This is a genomic window from Micromonospora costi, assembly GCF_003626655.1.
Lineage (GTDB): Bacteria > Actinomycetota > Actinomycetes > Mycobacteriales > Micromonosporaceae > Micromonospora > Micromonospora costi.
The window spans coordinates 826,116-849,809 of sequence record NZ_RBAN01000003.1 but is presented as its reverse complement, the minus strand read 5'-3'; the positions used below and the strand labels follow the sequence as shown (position 1 = coordinate 849,809).

General features: G+C 74.4%; 20 protein-coding genes, 2 pseudogenes and 1 riboswitch. Of the genes and pseudogenes, 11 read left to right on the top strand and 11 right to left on the bottom strand.

The features are described from left to right. Positions 1–46: 46 nt before the first annotated feature. Positions 47–2,635, bottom strand: a complete 2,589-nt coding sequence (locus D7193_RS20595) for a S8 family serine peptidase (RefSeq protein WP_120781111.1) — start codon at positions 2,633–2,635, stop codon at positions 47–49. A gap of 262 nt (positions 2,636–2,897) precedes the next feature. Here D7193_RS20595 and D7193_RS20590 point away from each other — a divergent pair, with 262 nt between their 5' ends. Next, positions 2,898–4,706 carry a glycerol-3-phosphate dehydrogenase/oxidase gene (locus tag D7193_RS20590; RefSeq protein WP_120781405.1) on the top strand — a complete coding sequence of 603 codons (1,809 nt, stop codon included), beginning with the start codon at positions 2,898–2,900 and terminating at the stop codon, positions 4,704–4,706. Positions 4,707–4,770: 64 nt separating this feature from the next. Further along, positions 4,771–5,298: a hypothetical protein gene (locus D7193_RS20585; RefSeq protein ID WP_120781110.1), complete on the top strand. Its 528-nt coding sequence runs from the start codon at positions 4,771–4,773 to the stop codon at positions 5,296–5,298. 42 nt (positions 5,299–5,340) lie between these two features. On the opposite strand, the gene D7193_RS20580 is transcribed toward D7193_RS20585, so the two are convergent. After that, positions 5,341–6,741 carry an FAD-binding oxidoreductase gene (locus tag D7193_RS20580; protein WP_120781109.1) on the bottom strand — a complete coding sequence of 467 codons (1,401 nt, stop codon included), beginning with the start codon at positions 6,739–6,741 and terminating at the stop codon, positions 5,341–5,343. Between the two features lie 69 nt (positions 6,742–6,810). Here D7193_RS20580 and D7193_RS20575 point away from each other — a divergent pair, with 69 nt between their 5' ends. Then, positions 6,811–7,125, top strand: coding sequence for a DUF4031 domain-containing protein (locus tag D7193_RS20575; RefSeq protein ID WP_120781404.1), 315 nt, complete (start codon positions 6,811–6,813; stop codon positions 7,123–7,125). Positions 7,126–7,165: 40 nt separating this feature from the next. Here the strand turns inward: D7193_RS20575 and D7193_RS20570 are convergent, their stop codons facing one another. Then, positions 7,166–7,804: an HD domain-containing protein gene (locus tag D7193_RS20570; RefSeq protein ID WP_120781108.1), complete on the bottom strand. Its 639-nt coding sequence runs from the start codon at positions 7,802–7,804 to the stop codon at positions 7,166–7,168. A gap of 81 nt (positions 7,805–7,885) precedes the next feature. On the opposite strand from D7193_RS20570, the gene D7193_RS20565 reads away from it, so the two are divergent. Then, positions 7,886–9,148, top strand: coding sequence for an FUSC family protein (locus tag D7193_RS20565; protein WP_120781403.1), 1,263 nt, complete (start codon positions 7,886–7,888; stop codon positions 9,146–9,148). A 9-nt stretch (positions 9,149–9,157) separates the two neighbouring features. On the opposite strand, the gene D7193_RS20560 is transcribed toward D7193_RS20565, so the two are convergent. After that, positions 9,158–10,423 (bottom strand): aminotransferase class V-fold PLP-dependent enzyme, encoded by a 1,266-nt coding sequence (locus tag D7193_RS20560; protein WP_120781107.1) that lies wholly within the window; start codon positions 10,421–10,423, stop codon positions 9,158–9,160. Positions 10,424–10,468: 45 nt separating this feature from the next. Continuing rightward, positions 10,469–10,591, bottom strand: a riboswitch (SAM riboswitch). 23 nt (positions 10,592–10,614) lie between these two features. Here D7193_RS20560 and D7193_RS20555 point away from each other — a divergent pair. After that, positions 10,615–12,093, top strand: a complete 1,479-nt coding sequence (locus tag D7193_RS20555; RefSeq protein ID WP_120781106.1) for a PrsW family intramembrane metalloprotease — start codon at positions 10,615–10,617, stop codon at positions 12,091–12,093. A gap of 34 nt (positions 12,094–12,127) precedes the next feature. Here D7193_RS20555 and D7193_RS33740 read toward each other — a convergent pair whose 3' ends face one another. Both D7193_RS33740 and D7193_RS20550 read right to left on the bottom strand, forming a co-directional pair. Next, positions 12,128–12,295 (bottom strand): hypothetical protein, encoded by a 168-nt coding sequence (locus D7193_RS33740; RefSeq protein WP_165947321.1) that lies wholly within the window; start codon positions 12,293–12,295, stop codon positions 12,128–12,130. An 87-nt stretch (positions 12,296–12,382) separates the two neighbouring features. Beyond that, the gene (locus tag D7193_RS20550; protein WP_120781105.1) at positions 12,383–12,721 is read right to left on the bottom strand and encodes a GroES family chaperonin; all 339 of its coding nucleotides are present in this window, start codon (positions 12,719–12,721) and stop codon (positions 12,383–12,385) included. 105 nt (positions 12,722–12,826) lie between these two features. On the opposite strand from D7193_RS20550, the gene D7193_RS20545 reads away from it, so the two are divergent. Next, positions 12,827–14,188 carry an AI-2E family transporter gene (locus D7193_RS20545; RefSeq protein WP_120781104.1) on the top strand — a complete coding sequence of 454 codons (1,362 nt, stop codon included), beginning with the start codon at positions 12,827–12,829 and terminating at the stop codon, positions 14,186–14,188. 36 nt (positions 14,189–14,224) lie between these two features. Here the strand turns inward: D7193_RS20545 and D7193_RS34905 are convergent. Then, positions 14,225–14,917, bottom strand: a pseudogene (locus D7193_RS34905) (ATP-dependent DNA helicase); the annotation flags it as partial. A gap of 114 nt (positions 14,918–15,031) precedes the next feature. Then, a pseudogene (locus D7193_RS34900) lies at positions 15,032–16,384 on the bottom strand (ATP-dependent DNA helicase); the annotation flags it as partial. A gap of 122 nt (positions 16,385–16,506) precedes the next feature. Between D7193_RS34900 and D7193_RS20535 the strand changes: the two are divergent. Then, positions 16,507–17,013 (top strand): DUF402 domain-containing protein, encoded by a 507-nt coding sequence (locus D7193_RS20535; protein ID WP_120781103.1) that lies wholly within the window; start codon positions 16,507–16,509, stop codon positions 17,011–17,013. A 16-nt stretch (positions 17,014–17,029) separates the two neighbouring features. Here the strand turns inward: D7193_RS20535 and sigJ are convergent, their stop codons facing one another. Further along, positions 17,030–17,992 carry an RNA polymerase sigma factor SigJ gene (gene sigJ, locus D7193_RS20530; protein WP_120781401.1) on the bottom strand — a complete coding sequence of 321 codons (963 nt, stop codon included), beginning with the start codon at positions 17,990–17,992 and terminating at the stop codon, positions 17,030–17,032. A 191-nt stretch (positions 17,993–18,183) separates the two neighbouring features. Between sigJ and D7193_RS20525 the strand changes: the two genes are divergently transcribed. The 3 genes from D7193_RS20525 to D7193_RS20515 all read left to right on the top strand — a co-directional run bounded on the left by D7193_RS20525 (position 18,184) and on the right by D7193_RS20515 (position 20,860). After that, positions 18,184–19,092, top strand: a complete 909-nt coding sequence (locus D7193_RS20525; RefSeq protein ID WP_120781400.1) for a PPK2 family polyphosphate kinase — start codon at positions 18,184–18,186, stop codon at positions 19,090–19,092. Positions 19,093–19,221: 129 nt separating this feature from the next. Continuing rightward, entirely contained in the window at positions 19,222–19,848 is a 627-nt protein-coding gene (locus tag D7193_RS20520; RefSeq protein ID WP_120781102.1) for a DUF47 domain-containing protein, read from the top strand. Positions 19,849–19,852: 4 nt separating this feature from the next. After that, entirely contained in the window at positions 19,853–20,860 is a 1,008-nt protein-coding gene (locus D7193_RS20515; protein WP_120781101.1) for an inorganic phosphate transporter, read from the top strand. A gap of 64 nt (positions 20,861–20,924) precedes the next feature. Here the strand turns inward: D7193_RS20515 and D7193_RS20510 are convergent, their stop codons facing one another. Continuing rightward, positions 20,925–21,893 carry a Gfo/Idh/MocA family protein gene (locus D7193_RS20510; RefSeq protein ID WP_120781399.1) on the bottom strand — a complete coding sequence of 323 codons (969 nt, stop codon included), beginning with the start codon at positions 21,891–21,893 and terminating at the stop codon, positions 20,925–20,927. A gap of 70 nt (positions 21,894–21,963) precedes the next feature. Between D7193_RS20510 and D7193_RS20505 the strand changes: the two genes are divergently transcribed. Beyond that, complete coding sequence (locus D7193_RS20505) at positions 21,964–22,797, top strand: NUDIX hydrolase (RefSeq protein WP_120781100.1); 834 nt, start codon at positions 21,964–21,966, stop codon at positions 22,795–22,797. Between the two features lie 117 nt (positions 22,798–22,914). Here D7193_RS20505 and pstB read toward each other — a convergent pair whose 3' ends face one another. Next, entirely contained in the window at positions 22,915–23,691 is a 777-nt protein-coding gene (gene pstB / locus D7193_RS20500) for a phosphate ABC transporter ATP-binding protein PstB (protein ID WP_120781398.1), read from the bottom strand. Positions 23,692–23,694 lie beyond the last annotated feature (3 nt).

Below are 23,694 nucleotides of genomic sequence, written 5' to 3'. Positions count from 1 at the left end.
CCGACCCTAGATCACCGGGTACGGGTGCGCGCAAGATCCCGCCGGGTCAGCGGGCGGCCCGCACGGCCGCGTACGCGTTCACAACCCCCGCGCCCGTGATGTCGGCCAGCCCTCCGCACGCGTCCGCCGGATCGCTCGCCCGGTAGGTCGGCGTGGCCGGGGTGGCGGTCTCCCGGAGCAGCCGCCGGGTCCGATCGACGTCGCCGACGAGCGACGGGTTGGCCGACCACATCAGCGCCACGACGCCGGCCACCTGCGGCGTCGCCATCGACGTGCCGTCGAGTGTGCCGTACCCGCCACCCGGCATCGCCGAGCGCACCCCGACGCCCGGGGCCAGCACGTCGGGCTTCGGGGCGCCGCCCGGGGCCGGCCCCCGGGAGGAGAATTCCGCCACCCGGTCCTCCGCGTCCACCGCGCCCACGGTCAGCACATCCGGATACGGTGCGGGCGGGTCGTCGATCGACGCGCACCAGGGGCCGGTGTTGCCGGCCGCGGCCGCCACGAAGATGCCGGCGGCGTCGAGGGCGGCGGTGGCCGGCCGGAGCACGCCCGCGTCGCAGCCCTCGATGCCCGGGCAGCCCCAGGAGTTGGTGAGGATGTCGGGGGCCCGCTCGGGACGACCGGCGGTGAACGGGTCGCCGCCGAGCGGGAACGGGGCCAGCATGAACTGGAGGCAGTCCAGGTAGTGCGCCGGGCTGCCCAGGTTGCGGTCCAGGTTCACGCAGCCGACCCACTGGGCCCCCGGGGCGACCCCGATGCCGCCGCGCCCGACCGCGCTGCCGAGGGTGTGCGTACCGTGCCCGCCCGCGTCGGTGGGCGAGCGGGTGCCGTCCCACGGGTCGAACCAGGAGTCGTCGCCGCCCCGGAACCCGTCCGCCAGCGCGGGGTGCCGGCCGTCCACACCGGAGTCCGAGCTGCCGATCACGATGCCGGTGCCGGTCACCCCCAGTTGCGACCAGACCTGGTCGGCGCCGATCCGGCGGATGTTCCACTCCGGGCCGGTCGGGGCGGGGTCGGTGCCCCGGGTGGTGCCGGCCGGCGCGGGCAGGGGACGCAGCCGCTGGCTCACCAGCACCCGGGCCACCTCCGGCCGGCCGGAGAGCCACGCCCGCACCGCCGGCCCACCGTCCACCTCGATCGCGTTGACCAGGTAGTACGGCGTGGGGCGCAGCCCCAACCGGTTGAGGTCGCGGCGCAGCCCGGCCTGCGTACGGTCGGCGGTGGCGACCAACCGCCGGTACACCTCGGCCGCCCGCGCGTCCCGACCGGCCCGCCCCGGCGCGGCGGCCGGTAGGCCGCTCAGGTCGGCCTGCTCGCGCAGCACCACGAACAGCCGCTCGCCGTACAGGCCGGGCTGCCCCGGTCCCGCGTCGACCGCGGCGAGCGCCACCAGCAGCACCGCGGCGGTGACGGCCGCCGTCCGCCGGCGCGGGGTGCGACCGCGCGGCCGGGCGAGCAGCACGCCGTACGTGACGGCGACCAGCAGCGCGACCGCGAGCCCGGCACCGGCGGCGACCGCCACCCAGAACGGCACGTCCCGGCTCCCGGCCAGAAGCAGGGTGATCTCCTCGGGATCGGCGAAGGCCAGCGGCCCGAACGCGGCGAGCCCGACCAGCCACCGGGCCGGCCCGGCGGGGATCCGGCCGGCCGGGTGCCGGCGGCGGGCGGCCGCGTGGAGCGTGGCCAGCGCGAACCCGGCCGGAGGCAGGGTGACGAGGGCGGGCAGTTGCGCGCCGGACTGGCCGGCGCCGGCGGCGATCAGGAGCAGCGCCACCCCGGCGACCAGGCCGCCCACGAGCACGAGGCGGGCGGGCCGGGGCTGGTCGCCAACCGCGAACCGGTCCCAAAAGGCGCTGTCGAGCAGCACTCCGGCCACCGCCCCGAGGGCCGCGGCGGCGAGCGCGGCGAGGACGGTCTCCAGCAACCCGCCCAGCGCACCGAGCCAGGCCCAGGGCAGCAGCAGCGCGAACCCGGCCGCCATCGCGAGCAACGTGACGGGACCGGGCCGGAAGCGCGCACGCCGCGCCGGGCCGGTAGCGCCGGGACTGTCTCCCGCGTCGCGACCGGACGAGTCGCCGGGACCGTCCGTGCCGTCTGTGCGGGGGCTGACTGCGCCGGGACCGTCCGTGCCGTGCGTGGGGGGGCTGACTGCGCCGGGGCCGTCCGTGCGGGAGGCGGCCGGGGGTGTGCCGGCCGGCGTCGTGGGGCGGCGGGCGAGCCGGCGCAGCACGAGCGCGGCCAGGACGGCCATCGCGGCAAGGCCCGCGAGGTACGCCTCGTGGTGCACCGGCGGGACGGCCCGGAGCAGCCCGAACAGGCCGAGCAGCAGGACGCCGACCAGCCAGGCGCGACCGGTGGCGCGGACCGCGGCCGAGCGGGGCAGGAGGGCGAGCAGCACGGTGGGCGTCCCGACCAGCACCACGGTCAGCAGGCTCACGGCCGGCCAGAGCCACACCGCGCGGTCCCGGCCGAGGCCGAGCAGCAGCTGGTCGACCAGCCAGCCGGCCGCCTGCCCGAACACGGTGACGGCGACGATCCAGCAGCCGGTCAGCACCGCCGCCACCACCGGCCAGGGCCCGGGGCGGGGGGCGGCGGGCGGGCGGGCGTCCGCCCAGGGCGGGGGTACGGCCTGCATTGAGAAACAGTACGACGAGGCACCGACGCCGGCCCTCCCCCGGGGCGGGCGGACGCCGCGACGACCGGCCACGCGATCGTGATCCACACCAGCTCGGCGAGGTGGCGGTGTCGACCACACCGGGACCCCGCCACATCGGCGATCCGGAGTCGATCACGGCGGTGGCCAGTGCCGTGGCCGCGGCGCTGGGACGCGAGGCGTCGACGCGTACGTGCCGACGGATGGTCTTGGCGGTTACGGTGGACGGGTGCGCGACCCCAACGTGTCCCGATCCGTAGCCGGCCGGCTGTCGCCCGATCGGCGTGCCGACGACCTGCGCCGACTCCGCGCGGAACGGTTCGACGTGCTGGTGATCGGTGGCGGGGTGACCGGGGCGGGCGCCGCCCTGGACGCGGCCTCCCGAGGGTTGAAGGTGGCCCTCGTCGAGGCGCGGGACTTCGCGGCCGGCACCTCCAGCCGGTCCAGCAAGCTCATCCACGGCGGGCTGCGCTACCTGGAGCAGTTGGAGTTCCACCTGGTGCACGAGGCGCTCACCGAGCGGGGGCTGCTGGCCACCCGGCTCGCGCCGCACCTCGTACGGCCGGTGCCGTTCCTCGTGCCGCTGCCGGCCGGCCGGGGGCTGCGCGACCTGCCCGCTCGGACCTTCCGCCGTTCCTACTACGGCACCGGCGTCGCCGCGTACGACGTCTTCGCCGGCCTCTTCGGCACCGGTCGGGGCATGCCCCTGCACCGGCACCTGACCCGCGAGGGCGCGCGGCGGATCTTCCCGAGCCTGCGGGCGGACGCCCTGGCCGGGGCGATCCGCTACTACGACGGGCAGGTCGACGACGCCCGGCTCGTGGTGACGCTGGCCCGCACCGCGGCGAGCCTCGGGGCCACCGTGGTGAGCAGCGCACGCGCCGTTGGCCTGATCCGGCAGGCGCGGGAGGTGACCGGCGTCCGGGTGCGCGACCTGGAGGCGCCGGCCGGGTCGCCGGACGCTGAGTTCGAGGTACGGGCGCGTACGGTCATCGCGGCCACCGGCGTGTGGAGCGACGACATGTCGCGGATGCTCAACGACGTCGGGCTGCGCCCCGGGATGCGGGTACGCGCGTCCAAGGGCGTGCACCTGGTGGTGCCGCGGTCGGCGATCACCGGCGAGGCCGGGCTGATCCTGCGCACCGCCACCAGCGTGCTCTTCGTCATCCCGTGGGGCGGGCACTGGATCATCGGCACCACCGACACCGACTGGCGGCTGGACCGCTCGCACCCGGCCGCGTCCGCGCGCGACATCGACTACCTGCTCGACCAGGTCAACACCGTCCTGGACCGGCCGCTCACCACGGCCGACATCGAGGGCGTGTACGCGGGGCTGCGCCCGCTGCTGGCAGGGGAGGCCGATTCCACCTCGAAGCTCTCCCGGGAGCACGCCGTCGTCGAGCCCATGCTCGGGTTGCTGCTGGTCGCCGGCGGGAAGTACACGACGTACCGGGTGATGGCCTCGGACGTGGTCGACCGGGCCGCGCGGAGGCTCGGCGGCGTACGCCCGTCGCGCACCGCGGACCTGCCGCTGCTTGGCGCGGACGGGTACCCGGCGATGTGGCGGGACCGGGCCGACCTGGCCCGCCGGCACGGCGTCCCGGTCGGCGTGGTCGAGCACCTGCTGGAGCGGTACGGGACGCTGACCCTCGACCTGCTCGCGCTGATCGACGCCGAGCCGCTGCTCGGCACCGCGCTGGCCGGTGCGCCGGAGTACCTGGCCGCCGAGGTCACCTACGCGGCGCGCGCCGAAGGGGCGCTGCACCTGGAGGACGTGCTCACCCGGCGTACGCGGATCTCCTTCGAGACCAGCCACCGCGGCGTCGACTCGGCAGAGCACGCCGCCGAGCTGATGGGGGCGGTGCTCGGCTGGGACGCCGCGCGCCGGGCGCGTGAGGTCGAGCACTACCGGGCCCGGGTCGAGGCGGAGCGGCAGTCCCAGCTCATGCCGGACGACGTGGCGGCCGACGCGGCCCGGCTCGGCGCCCCCGACGTCCGGGGGTACGCCGCGGACCGGGGCGGTGACGGCGACCCGGCCGAGCTGTCGTCCTGACCGCCATAAGCTACCGAGGTGTAGGGCTACCAGGCGCAACCTACGGTGCTGTAGCTTCCGGCGAGTGGTTCGTTCTCGTTCACGTCTGCTCGTCCCTCTCCTCGGCGCGGTGCTGGCTGCCGCGTTGACCGGATGCTCCCTGGGTCACGCGGCGACCACCGAGGACACATCCGCGGCGAGCGACGCGGCCGCCGGCCTGCCGGGGCCGGACGCCCCGACCACCGTGGGCGATGGCCAGGTCACGCTGGTGCAGCAGGTCGGCGGTAACGGTCCACTGCGTACCCTGCGGGTGGAACGCGACGGCGCGTGGAAGTGCTTCGACTGCGCCGGCGACGGCGTCAACTCGACCGGCGCTCTCGACGCCGAGCAGGTGAGCCGGTTGCAGCAGCTGCTCGCCGACCCGGCGCTGGCGGGGGAGACCGACGCGGCACGGCGCTACCGGGCCACCTGCATCGACGCGTTGACCTCCAGCCTGCTCACCGCCGCCGGCCCCATCACGTCCCAGGACTGCCCGGGCGCCGCCCGACCGGCGATCGCCGGCGAGATCCTCCTGCTGCTCACCCAGGCCACGCCCGCCGAGCTGAAGGGCTGATCCGCCGGGCGGCACCGCGCGCCGGGCGTCACCCGTGCCGGCTCAGAGCACCTTGCCGGGGTTCAGCATTCCGGTCGGGTCCAGCGCCGCCTTGATGGCCTGCTGCACGCGTACGCCGACCGGCCCGATCTCCCGGGCCAGCCAGTCCCGCTTGAGCAGCCCCACCCCGTGCTCGCCGGTGCAGGTGCCGCCCAGGTCCAGACCGAGCTTCATGATCTCGTCGAAAGCCCGCCGGCCGCGCTCCAGGCTGGCCGGGTCGGCCCGGTCCACCACGATGTTGGGGTGCATGTTGCCGTCGCCGGCGTGGCCCACCACGCCGATCGGCACCTCGCACTCGGCGGCGATGCGGGCCACCCCGTCGAGCAGAGCGGCGAGCGCGCCGCGCGGCACCGCCACGTCGTCGATGACGAGGCCGCCGTTGCCGCCCGGGTACGCGTCCGCCGCGAACTTCTCCATGGCCGGGTGGGCGAGGCGGCGGGCCTGCAGCAGGGCGGCAGCCTCGACGGCGTCGGTGGCAGCGTAGACCTCGTCCGCGCCGGCCGACTCGCAGACCTCGGCGAGGGCGGCCAGGTCGTCGGCCGCGCGGGTGCCGGTGTCGGCGGCGGCCAGCAGCAGGGCCTGGGCGTCGGTGCGGAGACCCATCGGCTGGTACGCCTCGATGGCCCGCAGGTGGGTCTGGTCCAGCAGTTCCAGCAGGCTCGGGCTGAGCCCGCGGGCGGCGATCTCGGCCACCGCGGTGCCGGCCGCCGCGGTCGACGGGAAGACCGCGACCAGGGTGAGCGACTCCGCGGGGGCGGGACGCAGCGCCACGGTCACCTCGGTGACGACGCCGAGGGTGCCCTCGGAGCCGACGAAGAGCCGGGTGAGGTCGTAGCCGGCCACTCCCTTGGCGGTCCGCCGGCCGGTACGCAGCACCTCGCCCGAGGCGAGCACCACCTCGAGGCCCAGCACGTACTCGGTGGTGACGCCGTACTTGACGCAGCACATGCCGCCCGCGTTCGTGGCGACGTTCCCGCCGATCGTCGACGACTCCCAGGAGCCGGGGTCCGGCGGGTACCAGAGGCCCTGCTTCGCGACGGCCGCGGCGAGGGTGGCGTTCACCACGCCCGGCTGCACCACCGCGATGCGGCTCACCGGGTCGATCTCCCGGATCTCGTCCATGGCGACGGTGCTGAGCACCACGGCGCCGTCGACCGCGTTGGCCGCGCCGGCGAGGCCGGTCCGCGCGCCCTGCGGCACCACGGGTACGCCGTACCTCCCGGCCGCCCGGACCACGGCGACGACCTCCTCGGTGCTGTGTGGCCGGGTGACGACGAGCGGGGTGCCGGCCGCGCAGAGGTCGGCCTCGTCGCGCTCGTGCATGCGCAGCAGGTCCGGGTCGGTCAGCACGGCGCTCTCGCCGAGCGCGGCGCGCAGGTCGTCGATGAGGGGGGATCCGGCCATGCTGGAGAGGCTAGGTGCCCGGCCGCCGATCATCAACATGATCGACAAGGCCGGGCTAGGTTGGTGGGCATGCTCTACCTGGACCGGCCCGGCTGGCCGTCCCGGGGCCGGCTCTGGTCCCATCTCGTCAGCGACGTCTCCTATGCCGAGTTGCACGCGTTCGCGGAGGCGCTCGGCGCGCCCCGGCGCGGCTTCGACCGCGACCACTACGACCTGCCCGCCGAGCGGTTCGCGATGGCGGTCTGGCTCGGTGCGCGGGTCGTGCCCAGCCGCGAGCTGGTCCGGCTGCTCCGGGAGGCGGGCCTGCGCCGGCCGAAGCACCTGTCGCGGCCCCGCCCCCGGCCCGCCGATCATGGACTTGTGGTGCCCGGCCCGACCGCATAAGCACCTTTCGCGGCCCACCACAACTGCATGATCGCCGGGGTCAAGGGCGGGTCAGGGCGGCTAGTTCTCTTGTCAGGTTCGCGCGGGCTCGTTGTTCCCACTGCTCGTGCAGCTTGGGGAGGCGGAACAGGGTGGGCAGGGCCAGCAGGCCGTGGAGCACCCTCGCTCGGCCGGCCCGGAAGTCCGCGTCGGGCACGTGGGCGTACTCGCGCCGGACCGCGGCCGCGTACCGGTCGTACGCCGGCTCGGGCGCGGCGAGCACGGAGAGGTCGGCGTCACAGAGCAGCGCGCCGTCGGCGTCGCCCGCGGCGACCTCGTGCCCGGCGGTGAGCAGGACGAGCCGCCGTACCTCGGTCACCGCGGCGGGCGGCAGGCCGACCCCGGCGAGCAGGCGGCCGGCCAGGTCGGCGCTGTCCCGCTCGTTGGCGTCGCCGGCGGCCCGCGGGTTGTAGACCGCGTCGTGGCACCAGGCGGCCAGCCGCACCAGGTCCGCCCGGTCGGCCAGCCCGGCGTACCGGTCGACCACGTCGAGCACGGCGCGCAGGTGGTCGATCGTGTGGTAGTGCCGGTGCGGCTCCCGCCAGCGGCGCACCAGCTCGTCACCGGCGTCGGTCAGCCCCGGGCCGGCCGCGCCGGCACCCGTGGCCGCGGCCCGCCAGCGGTCGAGAAGATCAGGCACCCGACGAGTCTGCCGCACCGGCGGTCCCCACCGCACCGGGAGGATTCACCCGGCGTGCTGCGGGTAGTACCGGCTATGGCCGTGGCTCGGGGGCGTGGACGCCTGTCGCGCGTGCACCCCAAGAAGCTGAGCCGAGGGCTGGCCGACGTCGACAGCGAGCGCATCGCGGACGCGGTGGACGAGCTCCGCCATCGCAGCAAGGCGACGTTCCACGACCGGCTGCACCGCGTACGGATGGCCGCGGGGCTGGCGGTGCAGGCGGGGATCGCGGCGGCTCTCTCCTACCTGGTGTCGCACCGGCTGCTCGGCAACCCGCAGCCGGTCTTCGCGCCGATCTCGGCGGTCGGCACCCTGGCGGCCTCGGTCGGCCAGCGGTTCCGCCGCACCGTCGAGCTGATCGCCGGGGTGGCGATCGGGGTGGCGCTCGGGGACGGGCTGATCTACCTGGTCGGCACCGGAGCCTGGCAGCTCGGGCTCGTGGTGACCGCGGCCATCCTGCTGACGATCTTCGCGGGCGCGAGCGTGGCCGTCGTGATCCAGGCGGCCGCGACCGCCGTACTGATCGTGACCCTGAGCCCGTCCACCCAGAACCTGGAGATACCCCGGTTCGTCGACGCCGCCGTTGGCGGTGGCATCGCCCTGCTGGTGACCTCTGTGCTGTTCCCGCTCAACCCGCTGCGGGTGCTCAACCGGGCGGCCCGACCGGCGCTGGACCTGCTCGCCGCCCAGCTCGACGCCACCGCCGACGGGTTGCGGGAGCGGGACCGGGCGAAGGTGCAGCGGGCGTTGGACCGGCTGCGCAACAACAAGGAGGAACTGAACACCTTCACGGAGGCGATCGAGGGGGCGAAGGAGACCACGACGCTCTCGCCGGCGCGCTGGCACCGCCGGAACGAGTTGGCCCATTACGCGGAGGCGGCCGACCCCATCGACCGGGCGATGCGCAACAGCGGCACCCTCATCCGCCGCTCGGTCACCCTCATCGAGGACGAGGAGCCGGTCCCCGAACCGATGCCGGACGCGGTGTCCGACCTGGCCGAGGCGGTCCGCCTGCTCAAGCACGAGTTCGCGGTGGGCGACGAGCCGGAGAAGGCCCGGGAGCGGTCGCTGCGCGCGGTCAGCGAGGCCGGGCGGGCCTACGCCGCCGGGGTGGGCTTCTCCGGCAGTGTGGTGGTCGCGCAGGTGCGTACCGCGGCGAGCGACCTGCTGGTGGCCTCCGGGATCGAGCAGGAGGAGGCGAACCGGCTGATCCGGCAGTCGTTCGGCGGCCAGGAGGGGCCCCGGGGCGCGGGGCCCGAGCCGGCCGGAGCGCCGAAGCCGCCCACCGCGCCCCCGGTCGGCTAAGAACCGGGCTCACCCGAGCGTGGCGAGGGCCGCCAGCAGCCGGTCGACGTGCTCCTCCGTGCTGCCGAGGCCGATGCTGGCGCGCAGCGCGGTCGGCGGCAGATTCCGCCGTCCGGTACGCGCGGCCGCCTCGGCGAGCAGCCGCCGCGCCAGCGGGTGGGCGCAGAAGAGGCCGTCCCGCACCCCGATGCCGTGATCGCGAGCCAGTACGGCCGCCACGTCGGCGGAGTCCCGGCCGGCCACCGCGAACGACAAGATGCCCACGCGGGGCGCGTCGGGGCCGAAGGTACGCAGCTCCACGACGTGCGGCAGGGCGGCGAGGCCGTCCCGCAGCCGGCCGAGCAGCCGCTGCTCCTCGTCGTGCAGCGCGGCCCGGTCCGCGTCGGCGAGGGCGTCGCACACCGCGGCCAGCGCCACCGCGCCGAGCAGGTTCGGCGTGCCGCCCTCGTGCCGCGCCGGCCCCACCGCCCAGTCGACCTCGTGGGTGCCCGCCCCCACCCGGCTCGTGGCCCCGCCCCCGGCCAGGTACGGCGGGGCGGCGTCCAGCCAGTCGGCCCGCCCGATCAGCGCGCCGGCGCCGAACGGGGCGTAGAGCTTGTGACCGGAGACGGCGAGGTAGTCGACGTCGAGGGCGAGCAGGTCCACCGGCGCGTGCGGGGCCAGCTGCGCGGCGTCCAGCGCGATCCGGGCCCGGTGGCGGTGGGCCACGCGGGCCAGCTCGGCCACCGGCCAGCGCTCGCCGGTCACGTTGCTGGCCCCGGTGACCGCGACCAGCACCGGCAGCCCCGGATTGCCGGCGCGGCGCAGCTCGGCGAGCGCCGCGTCCAGCGCACGGACCGCGTCGCCCGCGTCGGCGGGCACGGGCAGCCGGACCGAGCCGCGCGGCCAGGGCAGGAGGTTGGCGTGGTGCTCGGCGGCGAACGTGACCACGGCAGTGCCGGCGGGCAACGCCCGGGCCAGCAGGTTCAGGGCGTCGGTCGTGTTGCGCGTGAAGATCACGTGGTCGTCGGCCCGGGCGCCGAAGAAGTCGCCGACCGTCTGCCGGGCCCGCTCGTAGGCGAGGGTGCAGCGGCGGGAGAGGGCACCGGCGCCGCGGTGCACGCTCGCGTACCACGGCAGCAGCGCGGCCACCGCGTCGGCCGCGGCCCGCGAGCACGGCGCGGTGGCCGCGTAGTCCAGGTTGATCTCACCCGGTACGCCGAGCACGTCGAGCGGCCGGGCGGCGGCCCGGGCGGTCGACGGAGCGGGCGATACGGGTACGAGGGTGACGGACATGCCGGAACCTCCGGGGCCAGGGACCCCGGGTCGGCGTCGGGACGGGGTCCGCGCTTGCCCGGCACACGAATCGGGGCCGGGCCCGGTCATCACCCGGGGCACCCCACCGCGAACCTCGACGAGGGTTGCCGGCCAGCAAGCCGGGGCTTGACGCTGGCGCTCGTGACCTGCCGGCAGCATAGCGGCTGCCGATGCGCCCGAACCAGCCGGTCCGGGCTGGCTACGCTGACCGCATGGCCGACACCCCGCCCGGCGGAACGCCGCCGTCGCCGACCGTGCCTTCCGCCCCGCCCGCGTCCGGTCCCGTCCCCCAGATGCTGCGACGCCGACGCCGCTGGCGGCGGCCCCTGGTGTTCGGCGGGGTGGTGCTCTTCATCGCCGCGTGCGCGGTCTTCATGGTCTGGACCATCGGCGAGAACATCGGCGCCCAGGCGCTGCTGATCGGCGTGGTGGCCGCCATCCTCCCGGTGCCCGTGCTGGTCGCCTGCTTCCTGTGGCTCGACCGGTACGAGCCCGAGCCCCTGAAGTACCTCATCTTCTGCTTCGCCTGGGGCGCGTTCGTCTCCACGGCCGCCTCGCTGACGGTCAACGACTTCGCCGCCGCCCGGATCGCCGACGCGGGGCTGCCGGCGGCACTCACCGGCGTGCTCGTGGCGCCGTTCATCGAGGAGACCACGAAGGCACTCGGGCCGATCCTGCTGCTCGTCTTCCGGCGGCGGGAATGGTCCGGCATCACCGACGGCCTCGTCTACTGCGGGCTGTCCGCGATCGGCTTCGCCATGGTCGAGAACATCCTCTACCTCGGTGGGTACGGCTTCGCGTCCGGCGCCGAGCGGTTCGGGCCGGCGACCGGTGCGCAGCAGGTCATCGCCATCTTCATCGTCCGGATCCTGCTGTTCGGGTTCGCCCACCCGCTCTTCACCTCGATGACCGGTGTGGGGTTGGGCATCGCCGCCCGCTCGCCCGACCGGCGCGTCCGGGTGCTGGCCCCGATCGCCGGCCTGCTGGTGGCCATGATGCTGCACGGCACGTGGAACCTGTTGCCGACGCTGAGCCAGGCGACGGGCCAGGCGCTGATCATGCTGTACGGGTTCATCGGGGTGATGGTGCCGATCTTCTTCGGCATGGTGGGGCTGGCGGTGTGGCTGCGCGCCTGGGAGGGGCGGCTCACCGAGCGGCGGTTGCCGGACTACGTCCGGGCCGGCTGGCTGAGCCCGCCGGAGGTCGCGGCGTTGAGCAGCCTCGGCCGGCGGCACGCGGCCCGTACGTGGGCGCGTCGGGTCGCCGGGGACGCCGGGGTGCGCGCGATGCGCGGCTACCAGTTCGCGGCCACCCGGCTGGCGCTGCTGCGCGACGGGTCGTTGCGCGGTCTGGACCGCAAGCCGGCGGACCGGGAGCGGACGGCCCGCGAGGAACGGGAGCTGCTGGAGTCGATCGGGGCGTACCGGTCCTTCTTCGTCGGCCGGGACCCGCAGGCGCCCACCGGGGTCTGGGACGGCAACCGCTACCACCTGCGGTTCCCCGACGGCTCCGAGCGCACCGTGGACGCCCCGGAGGAGCCCGTGGTGCCGATCCCGGTGGTGCTCGGCGGCCCGTCACCCGTCCACCCGGTGCTGCCGCCCACGCCGGGCTGGCCCGGTCCGCCGCCGGGCTGGCCCGGGCGCGCCTGAGCGCCTCGCGCGCCTGGCCGGCCGGGCGGCGAGGTCAGGTCATCAGGCTCGTGAGGAAGTCACCGAGCCCCTGGAACATCGCCACGAGCCCCGCTCCGATCGCCTTGAAGATGTTCGCCGCACCGTCCGGCCGGAACGCCATGAAGTAGATCAGGAACGCGATGAAGCCCCAGAACAGCAGCTTCCTGATCCATTCGGGCATCGTCCCTCCCCAGGGCCGGTGGTGCGGCTGGCTTCCCGGAGGAGGGCGGCGCAAACGACGTGCGGGGCGGCGAACCCCGCGTCCGCGCTAGAGGTAGAGGCCCGTGGCGTCGTTCTCTACGCGCTCGGCGGCCACGGCGTGGACGTCGCGTTCGCGTAGCAGGACGTAGCCACGGCCGTGCAGCTCCACCTCGGAGCGGTCGTCGGGATCGAAGAGGACCCGGTCGCCGGAGACGATGGAGCGGACGTTCGGACCCACGCCGACGGCGGTGGCCCACGCCAGACGCTTGCCCACCGCCGCGGTCGCCGGGATCACGATGCCGGCGCTGGAGCGGCGCTCGCCCTCGCTCCCGTCCATCCGGACCAGCACGCGGTCGTGCAGCAGGCGGATCGGCAGGCCGGAGTCGAGATTGTTGTCGGCGGTCACGCCGCAGACGGTACCGCGTCGCGCCCGGCCCGCCGCCGACGGTTGGCGGGCAGGTGACCGGGGCAATGTGTGGCGGAACTGCCCTATGGTGGCGGGGGCCGGCGTATGCTGTCCGACCTGTCGCCGTGGGCTGACCGGTCGTCTTGCCAGGAGGTGCGCTTGAGCCGCTTCGAGCGGGTACGCGGCCGGCTCCGCCGCGCGTACGAGTCGGGACGGGCATCCGTACGGTCCGGTCGGGCGGCGTCCGGCGACGCCGGAGAGGAGGGCGGAGTGGCCTCACCGGCCTCGCCCGGCCCGGTCGCGCCCCCGACGGCCACCGTGGTCGGCGGGGAGCCGCCGGCCGGCCCGCCGCCCACGTCGTCGAGCACCACCAGCCGGGACGACGCCGAGGTCCCGCACGCGCTGCGGATCGCCTCCGCCTGGTCGTGGCGCCTCATCGTGATCGGCCTCGTGGCCTGGGCGCTGCTGCGGATCGTCGGCACCATCCGCATCGTCATCATCCCGCTCGCCATCGCGCTGCTGCTCTCGGCGCTGCTGGCGCCTGCCGTGGGCTGGCTGCTGCGGGCCCGCTTCCCCCGCTCGCTGGCGACCGCGGTGGTGCTGGTCGGCGGCCTGGCCGCGGTGGTCGGCACGCTGACCCTCGTGGTGAACGAGTTCATCCGCGGGGTGCCGGAGCTGAGCGAGAAGTCCTCGCAGGGCGTCCGGCAGATCCAGAACTGGCTCAAGACCGGCCCTCTGCACGTCTCGGACAGCCAGCTCGACCGCTACATCGACGAGGGTCAGCAGTGGGTCAGCCAGAACACCGAGCGGTTCACGAGCGCGGCGACCACCACGGCCGCCACGCTCGCCGAGGTGCTGACCGGGACGCTGCTGGTGCTGTTCGCCACGTTCTTCTTCCTGCGTGACGGCAACAAGATCTGGCGTTTCCTGGTCCGGCTGCTGCCGGTGGCCGCCCGCTGGCGCGTGGACGACGCCGGCCGCGCCTCCTGGGCCACCCTCGTGGCCTACGTCCGGGCCACGGTCCTGGTGGCCTTCATCGACGCCGTGGGCATCGGCATCTTCCTGGTGATCTTCGACATCCCGTTCGCGTTCCCGCTGGCCGCGCTGGTCTTCCTGGGGGCGTTCATCCCGATCGTCGGTGCGGCGCTCTCCGGCGGCGTGGCCGTGCTGATCGCGCTCGTCGACAGCGGCCCGGTGACCGCCCTCATCATCCTGGGCGCCGTGATCGGCGTGCAGCAGCTCGAGGGGCACGTGCTCCAACCGTTGATCATGGGCCGCGCGGTGGCCATCCACCCGCTCGCCGTGATCATCGGCATCGCGGCCGGTGTGGTGCTCGCCGGCATCACCGGAGCGCTGGTCGCCGTACCGCTGATCGCCGTGCTGAACACGGGCATCCGCCGCCTCGCGGCCCGTACGGTGCCGGACACCCCGCCCGACGCCGTCGTGGTGGCCTCCCAGGCACCCTGAGGGGCCACCCGCGCCGCGCGGGCGTTGTGGGCCGGCTCAGGAGGCGGCGAGGCGTTGCAGCGCGCCGTGGACGACGTCCCGCCGGGTGGTGTACCAGAACGGCGGCAGCGAGCGGCGCAGGAACGGGCCGTAGCCGCGTGCCGTCTCCAGCCGCGAGTCGAGCACCGCGACCACACCCCGGTCGCCGGTCGCGCGGATGAGGCGCCCCACGCCCTGGGCGAGGCGTACCGCCGCGATCGGCACGCTCACCGCCGCGAACCCCGAGCCGCCCGACGCGTCCACGGCCGCGGCCCGGGCCGCCGCCAGCGGCTCGTCCGGCCGCGGGAAGGGCAGCCGGTCGATCACCACGAGCTGGCAGGAGTCGCCCGGCACGTCCACCCCCTGCCAGAGCGACATCACCCCGAACAGGCAGCTGGCGCGCTCCTCCCGGAACCGGCGGACCAGCAGCGGCAGCGCCTCCTCGCCCTGGAGCAGCACCGGCAGGTCGGTGCGCGCGCGGAGCAGCTCCGCGGCCTGCTGCGCGGCCCGCCGGGAGGAGAAGAGCCCGAGGGTACGCCCGCCGAGCGCCCCGACCAGCGCGAGCAGCTCCTCACCGGCCGCGTCGGGCAGGCCGGACACGCTGGGCCGGGGCAGGTGCGCGGCGACGTACAGGATGCCCTGCCGGGCGTAGTCGAAGGGCGAGCCGACGTCCAGTGACCGCCAGCCCGGCCCGCTGGTGGCCGGGGCCGCCGAGCCGTCGGCGGGCCCCGGCGTGTCGCTGCCCGTGGCACCGGCACCCGCCGGACGCCCCCGACGGGCCGTGGAGGCGGCCAGCGCGGCCGCCGCCGGGGACGGTGGCGACGGGGCCGGCGCCTCGAGCCCGAGCGCGCGGGCCACGGTGTCGAACCGACCGCCCAGCGTCAGGGTGGCCGAGGTGGCCACCACCGTGCGCTCCTCGTAGAGGTGGGTGGCGAGGGTGCCGGCGACCGAGAGCGGTGCCACCACGAGCGCCCGCCGGTTGCCGGTGTCGGACTTCTCCACCCAGGCGACGTCGTGCTCGTCCTCCTCCAGCAACCGCTGGGCCGTGGTGGAGAGCTCGTCGAGGGCCGCCCGGGCCTGCTGCTTGCGTACCGGATCGGGGTCGTCGGCCTTGACGTCGCCGATCGCGTCGAGCGCGGCGCGGGTCGCGGCGTCGAGCAGCGTGCACGCCTCGCGCAGCGGCGCGGGCAGGCCGGCGGTGATCCGCCCGGCGGGTGCCTCGGCGAGCCCCACGGCGAGGGCGTCGCCGGCCGCCGTGAGCGCGTCGGCCGTCTCCGGTCGCAGCAGCGGGCGGGCCCGCCGGGTGGACCGGTCGATCAGCTCCGGCACGAGTTCGGCCTGGGCGGCCGAGGACACCCGGTCGGCCAGCTCGTGCGCCTCGTCGACGACGAGCAGCTTGTGCGGCGGCACGATCTGCCGCCCGGCCAGCATGTCGACCGCGAGGAGGCTGTGGTTGGTGACCACGATGTCGGCCTCCCGCGCACGGGCCCGGGACGCCTCGGCGAAGCACTCGGCGCCGAACGGGCAGCGGGTCGCGCCCACACACTCCCGGGCCGGCATGGAGACCAGCCGCCAGGCCTGGTCGTCGACACCCGGATCCAGCTCGTCCCGGTCGCCGGTCTCGGTCTTCTCCGCCCAGTCCCGCAGCCGCTGGACCTGCTTGCCGAGCCGGCCCGCCTCACCGAGCCATTTCCCGGCGGCCGGGCGGGCGGCCGGGGCGTCGAAGAGGCCGTCCTCCGGCTCCTCCTCGGTCGAGTTGTCCAGCCGGGCGAGGCACAGGTAGTGGTGCCGCCCCTTCAGCACCGCGAACGTGGGCCGGCGGCCGAGCAGCGGCTCGACCGCGTCGGCGAGCCGGGGCAGGTCGTGGTCGACCAGCTGGGACTGCAGCGCCAGGGTGGCCGTGGAGACCACCACCGGCCCGTCGACGGTGAGCGCCGGTGCGAGGTAGGCCAGGGACTTGCCGGTGCCCGTGCCCGCCTGGACGAGCAGGTGCTCGCGGGCGGTCACGCACTCCTCGATGGCCGTCGCCATCTCCTGCTGCCCGGGGCGGGCGGAGCCGCCGGGCACGGCCCCCACGGCCGCCGCGAGCAGCTCCGCGCCGCTCGGCCGGGCACCCCGCCGCCGGCCCCCGCGGGCCGACGGGGCGGTGGAACCGGTGGCGGCGCGGGGTGGGGTCACCGTGCGACGGTACCCGCCGCCGCCGACAGCCGCGGCGCCGATCCGCCGCGTGGCGGCCACGGAGTTCCGACCGGTTACGCCGACGCTACGACGAGTGGGCGGTATCGGTTAGGGTGCGACTCATGCCGAGCGACGTGGTCCGTGTGATCTACCGCAAGTACGACGGCAGCGCGCACCGCGACTACCCGGCCCGTCGGCTCACCGAGGACGATCTCGGCGTCTGGCTCGGCGTTCCCGCCGGCACGAAGTCGGTCTACCACGGCCGGCCCTCGGTGGAGCAGATCCCGTTCGTCCTCCTGGTGCCGCACCACGCCTGGTGGACCGGCATGTTCAACCCTCCGCCGCGCACCAGCGAGGTCTACTGCGACATCGCGAGCCCGGCCCGCTGGGAGTCCGACGACACGGTCCACCTCTTCGACCTCGACCTCGACGTGGTGCGCCGGCGCGCCACCGGCGTCGTCGAGCTGCGCGACGAGGACGAGTTCGCCGAGCACCGGGCCCGCTTCGGCTACCCGGACGAGCTGGTGACCGAGGCGGAGGCGGCGGCGCGGTGGCTCCTCGGCGCGCTCGGCGACGGCACCGAGCCGTTCGCCACCTCGTACCGGAAGTGGCTGGCCCTGGTCGTCTGAGCCGCCGCCCCCACGCTCACCACCGGGGCGGCCACACCTCCGCGGGGTCGAGCGGGGGCAACGCACTGACCTTCTCGGGGTTGAGCTGGTTGTAGACGGCGGTGATCCGGCCGTCGTCCACCGCGAACGCGGTCACCATGCGCAGCGGACGCCCGTCGGTGTGCACGGTCTCGATCTGGAGCCCGAGCACGCCGTCGACCAGCACCGGCCGGGCCAGCACGCGGTGCCGGTAGCGGCCGGCCCGGCCGAACAGGCCCAGGGCGAAGCGGCCGACCGCCTCCGCGCCGACCACCGGCCGGCGGGCGGCCGGGAAGTGCCCGCCGCTGTCGCCCACGAAGACCACGTCCGGGGCCAGCACCTCGAGCAGCCGGGCCAGCTCTCCGGACTCGGTGGCGGCGACGAACGCCTCGACGACCCGCCGCTGCTCGGCCGGGTCCGCCGTCTGCCGGGGAGCGTCCGGGCCGGTGACGGCCCGGCGCGCGCGGGAGGCGAGCTGCCGGGCGGAGACCTCGCTGGTGCCCAGCACCTCGGCGACCCGGGCGAACGGCACGGCGAACACGTCGTGCAGGACGAACGCGACGCGCTGCTCGGGGGCGAGCCGTTCGAGGACCACCATGAGCGCGGTGCCGAGCTGTTCCGTGCGGACCGCCCGCTCGGCGGGGTCGGGCGCGAATCCGTCGGCCCCCGAGCCCTCCAGCGGGGTCACGAGCGGCTCCGGCAGCCACTCGCCGACGTACGCCTCCCGGCGTACGCGGGCGGAGCGGAGCACGTCCAGGCAGATCCGGGCGCAGGTGGTGGTCAGCCAGGCGCGCAGGTCGCGGACCTCGTCCCGCGCGGTGGGGTCGGCGAGCGCGTTCGCGTACCGCAACCAGGTCTCCTGCACGGCGTCCTCGGCCTCGCTCCGGCTGCCCAGCATCCGATGGGCCACGGCCAGGAGCCGCCCTCGCTCGGCCTCGAACTCCGTCGCCAGATCCCGCACCACGCGCTCCTCCCCGCCGGATGACGTCGCCCTGGCGCACATCCTCCCGCCCACTGGACAGTTTCGGGGACCGGGATGTGACAGGGGCATCGCGGCACCCGGCTCGGCGGGCGGATCCGGGGCGGGTGGGTGATGATCCGAGGGTGAGCCAACCTCGGGAGACGGAGATCACGCTGCCGGTCGCCGGGCCGATGCGACGGCTGCTGCGCGTCACGGAACCGGTCGACCTCGGCGCCGTCGACCCGCGGTCGACGCCGGGCCTGCCCGACCGGGCGGTCACCGGGGAGCACCGCAAGGCGTGGGCCCGCGCGCAGGTCGGCCTGCTGGGCGCGGAGCTGGCCCAACAGCAGGAGATGCTCTACGCCACCGCGCAGGCCGCCGAGGCCGGGCGGCACGCCGGCTCGCCGGCGCAGCGGGTGCTGCTGGTCCTCCAGGCGATGGACTCCGGGGGCAAGGACGGGACGATCAAGCGGGTGGCCGGCGCCATGAACCCGTTGGGCCTGCACATCCGCTCGTTCGGCCCGCCGACTCCGGAGGAGCTGCGGCACGACTTCCTGTGGCGGATCCGCCGGGCCCTCCCGCCGCCGGGGTACGTGGGGATCTTCAACCGCTCGCACTACGAGGACGTGCTGGTGGCCCGGGTGGCGTCGCTCGTGCCGGAGGCCACGTGGCGGGCCCGGTACGACGAGATCAACGCCTTCGAACGGGACCTGGCCGACGACGGGGTGACCCTGGTCAAGGTGTTGCTGCACATCTCGTACGCGGAGCAGGGCACGCGCCTGCTCGCCCGCCTCGACGACCCGCGTAAGCACTGGAAGTACAACCCCGCGGACATCGACGCCCGGGCCCGGTGGGACGACTACCAGGCGGCGTACGCGGACGCGCTGGGCCGGTGCGACACGGACGCCGCGCCCTGGTTCGTGGTGCCTGCCGACCGCAAGTGGTACCGCGACTGGGCGGTGGCTCATCTGCTCCATGAGACGTTCGACACTCTTCGCCTGGGGTATCCGCCGGCCGGTTTCGACGTCGCCCGGGAACGCGAGCGGCTGCGTGCTGGGGGAGCGGTGGCTGACGGGACGGTCGAGGTGAACGGCAGGTGAACGACCAGTGAATGCGGGCTGGCCAGGGGTGGGCCGCGAAATTCCGCCCTCCGCCGTTTCCTAGCATTCCCAGGGCAGGCGCCTCGGGAGGCGTCGCCACCCTTCCACCGACACGACGAGGTCCGTGCTGTGAAGTTTTCCTTCCGCCCCACCGAGGGCGCCTTCTACGAGCTCTTCACCAGGGCCGCGCAGAACCTGGTCCGGGGCACCGAGCTGCTGAACGAGCTGGCCCTGCCGGGCGTCGAGGTGCAGTCCGTCAGCGAGCGGCTCACCGAGGTGGAGCACGACAGCGACCAGATCACCCACGACCTGTACAAGAAGATCAACTCGACCTTCATCACGCCGTTCGACCGGGAGGACATCTACCGGCTGGGCTCGCTGCTCGACGACGTGATGGACCACCTGGAGGCGGTGGGGAACCTCCTCTACCTGTACGGCCTCACGAAGCTCCCCTCGCTGCCCAGGGAGATGCACGAGCTCGTCAACGTGCTCGACCAGCAGGCGAAGCTGACCGCCGAGGCGATGCCGCGGCTGAAGTCGATGAAGGACCTCGAGGACTACTGGATCGAGTGCAACCGGCTGGAGAACGACGGGGACCAGGCGTACCGGATGCTGCTCGTGCGGCTCTTCTCCGGTGAGTACGACGCGCTCACGGTGCTGAAGATGAAGGAGGTCGCCGACGAGCTGGAGGCGGCCTGCGACGCCTTCGAGCACGTGGCGAACACCGTCGAGACGATCGCGGTCAAGGAGTCCTGATCCTGTGACACCCGAACTCATCGCCGTGCTGGCGGTGATCGCGGTGGCCTTGGCGTTCGACTACACCAACGGCTTCCACGATGCTGCCAACGCGATCGCGACAAGTGTCTCCACACGGGCCCTGACACCCCGGATCGCCCTCCTGCTGGCCGCGGTCGGCAACTTCGTCGGCGCGCACTTCGGCGCCGGCGTGGCGAAGACGGTCGGCGACGGCCTGGTCACGCTCCCCACGGGGGTGGCCAGCCTCGGGGTGGTCTTCGCCGGTGTGCTCGGCGCGATCGCCTGGAACCTGATCACCTGGTACTTCGGCCTGCCGTCGTCCTCCTCGCACGCGCTCTTCGGCGGCCTGGTCGGCGCCACCCTGCTCGCGGCCGGCGGCGTGGTCCAGTGGATGAACATCGTCGAGAAGGTCATCCTGCCGATGGTGATCTCGCCGATCGTCGGCCTCACCCTCGGCTACCTCGTGATGCTCGCGATCCTCTGGCTGTTCCGGAAGGGGCAGCCGGGCAAGCTGAACCGGGGCTTCCGGTGGGCGCAGACCGCGTCGGCCGCCGCCATGTCGGTCGGTCACGGCATGCAGGACGCCGCCAAGACCATGGGCATCGTGGTCCTCGCGCTCTACACCGGCGGCTTCCAGGAGAGCAAGACGCACATCCCGGGCTGGGTCTTCTGGACGTCCGCCACGATGCTCGCCCTCGGCACGTACGCGGGCGGCTGGCGGATCATCCGGACCCTGGGACGCAAGATCATCGACCTGGGGCCGCCGGAGGGCTTCGCGGCCGAGACGGTGGCCAGCGCCGTTCTCTACTTCAACGCGCTCGTGCTGAAGGCGCCGATCTCGACCACGCACACGATCACCTCGGCGATCATGGGCGTGGGCGCGACGAAGCGGCTCTCCGCGGTGCGTTGGAACGTGGCCGGCAACATCGTCATCGCGTGGATCATCACGTTCCCAGCCGCGGCGCTGATCGCCTGCCTCACCTACCTGGTGGTGCGCCCGCTCTTCGGCTGAGCCGGACAGGAACGGACAGGGGCCCCCGGGTGTCACCCGGGGGCCCCTTCCCGTCGCGGGGAGGTCAGGCGTAGTCGACGCCGATCTGGGCGCGGATCGTGTCGAGCAGGGCCATCACCTCGAGGGTGGTGGCATGCGGCACCAGCGGGCTCTCGGTGAGCCCGGCCGCCAGGCAGCGCTGCACCTCGATCGCCTCGTACTGGTAGCCGCCGCCGGTCAGGTCGGCGGGGATCGTCTCCGGCTCGGCGCCGGCCCGGTGCAGGGTCAGCGAGTCGGGCCGGAAGAACGGCGCCGGCAGCTCGATGCGGCCGGCGGTGCCGGTCACGGAGGCCACCAGCGGGGTGGCGCCGACGATGCCGCAGCTCAGCGTGGCGACCGCGCCCGAGTCGTACCCGAGCACGATCCCCGTGTTCTCGTCCACGCCCTCGGGGCCGATCGTGGCCCAGGACCGGATGTGCTGCGGCGTCCCGAGCAGCAGGTGCGCCAGGCTCAGCGGGTAGACGCCCAGGTCGAGCAGGGCGCCGCCGCCCAGGACCCGGGCCCGCATCCGGTGCTCGGGCGGGAACGGCCCGGCCACCCCGAAGTCGGCCTGGACGCTCGTCACCGTGCCGATGGCGCCGTCGGCGATCACCTCGACCATGCGCAGGATCAGCGGGTTCGTCCGCATCCACATGGCCTCCATGAGAAAGACCCCGGCGGCGCGCGCGGTCTCGACCAGCTCGGTGCTGGTCGCCAGGTCGAGCGTGAACGGCTTCTCCAACAGCACCGCCCTGCCGGCGGCCAGGCAGGTCATGGCGGCCTCGTGGTGCGCGGCGTGTGGCGTCGCCACGTACACCACGTCGAGTTCCGGGTCCGCGGCCAGTTCCGCCCAGGAGCCGTACGCCCGCGGCACGTCGTGCCGCTCGGCGAAGAGCTTCGCGCTCTCGGCCGTACGGGAGCCGACCGCGACCAGTTCCGCATCCGGTACGAGCCGGAGGTCTTCGGCGAAACGCCCCGCGATCTGGCCGGTGGCGAGAATCCCCCAACGAGTCATGCCGGCCACGCTAGCCGAGCCCGCTGAACAGGCGATCAGGGCTCCACGGGTCGGGAACTAGGCTCGCCTCATGACGATCGACCACGACGGCTTCCCCGCGCCGCCGGCGCTCGTGGAGCACGCCCGGCGGTTCCGGGCCGAGGGTGGGGTGCCGGCGGTGCCCCGGGTGGCGGCCACCGTGCTGCTGCTGCGGCCGGCCGGCGAGGACTTCGAGGTGTACCTGATCCGCCGGGTCGCCGCCATGGCCTTCGGCGGCATGTACGCCTTCCCCGGCGGCGGGGTGGACCGGTCCGACTCCCAGGCGCACCTGGACTGGGCCGGCCCCGAACCGGCCGAGTGGGGGCGGCGGCTGGGTCTCGCGGCCGACGCGGCCCAGGCGGTGGTCTGCGCCGCCGCCCGCGAGGTCTTCGAGGAGGCCGGAGTCCTGCTGGCCGGCCCGGACGCGAACAGCGTGGTGGGCGACGTCAGCGGCGACGACTGGGAGGCGGCCCGGGTGGCCCTGGAGCAGCACCGGGGCGGCTTCGCGGACCTGCTCGCCGAGCGGGGGCTCACGCTCCGCTCCGACCTGCTGCTGCCGTGGAGTCGCTGGATCACGCCGGAGTTCGAGCCGCGCCGCTTCGACACGTACTTCTTCGTGGCCCTGCTGCCCGAGGGCCAGCGGACCCGCAACGTGTCCAGCGAGGCCGACCACGTGCTGTGGATCCGGCCGGCGGAGGCTCGGGCCCGGGCGGAGGCGGGCGAGCTGACCATGCTGCCGCCCACCCTCGTCACCCTGGGGCAGGTCGCCGCCGCGGGAGACCTGCGAGGCGTGGCGAAGGCCGCGGCAACCCGAGACGCCGCAACCCCGGTAACCCCGCGCCTGGACCTCCCACGAGAAGGCCCCCCACGCTTCACCCTGCCCTGACCCGGCACGCCAAAAGCCCCCCGCGATCTTGCACTTTCTGCCCCGGCAAACCAGGTCATACCGGGTCAGAACGAAGGCCGAAAGTGCAAGATCGCGGAGGGCGTGGTTCCCGTCGGCTCAGCCGAAGCGGCCCGTGATGTAGTCCTCGGTCTTCTTCTGGCTCGGGTTGCTGAAGATCTTCTGGGTGTTGTCGTACTCGATGAGGCGGCCGGGGTCACCGGTCTTCTCGATCGAGAAGAACGCCGTCCGGTCCGAGACCCGGGCGGCCTGCTGCATGTTGTGCGTCACGATGATGATCGTGAACTTGTCCTTGAGCTGGAACATCAGGTCCTCGATGGCCAGCGTGGAGATCGGGTCGAGCGCCGAGCAGGGCTCGTCCATGAGCACCACCTGCGGCTCGACGGCGATCGTCCGCGCGATGCACAGCCGCTGCTGCTGACCGCCGGAGAGGCCGGCGCCGGGCTTGCCGAGCCGGTCCTTGACCTCGTCCCACAGGTTCGCCGAGCGGAGCGCCTTCTCCGCGGCCTCGTCCAGGATCGACTTCCTGCGGACGCCGTTGAGCCGCAGCCCGGCCACCACGTTCTCGTAGATGCTCATGGTGGGGAACGGGTTCGGGCGCTGGAAGACCATGCCGATCATGCGCCGGACCGCGGTGACGTCCACGTCCCGGTCGTAGATGTCCTGGTCGTCGATGGTGAGGCTGCCCTCGACCCGGGCGCCCGGAAGCACCTCGTGCATCCGGTTGATCGACCGCAGGAAGGTGGACTTGCCGCAGCCGGAGGGGCCGATGAGGGCGGTGACCGTCTTCGGCTCGACGGTCAGGTTGATGTTCTCGATCGCCTTGAAGCTGCCGTAGTAGGCGGTGACGTTCGTGGCTTCGATGCGCTTGGCCATGGT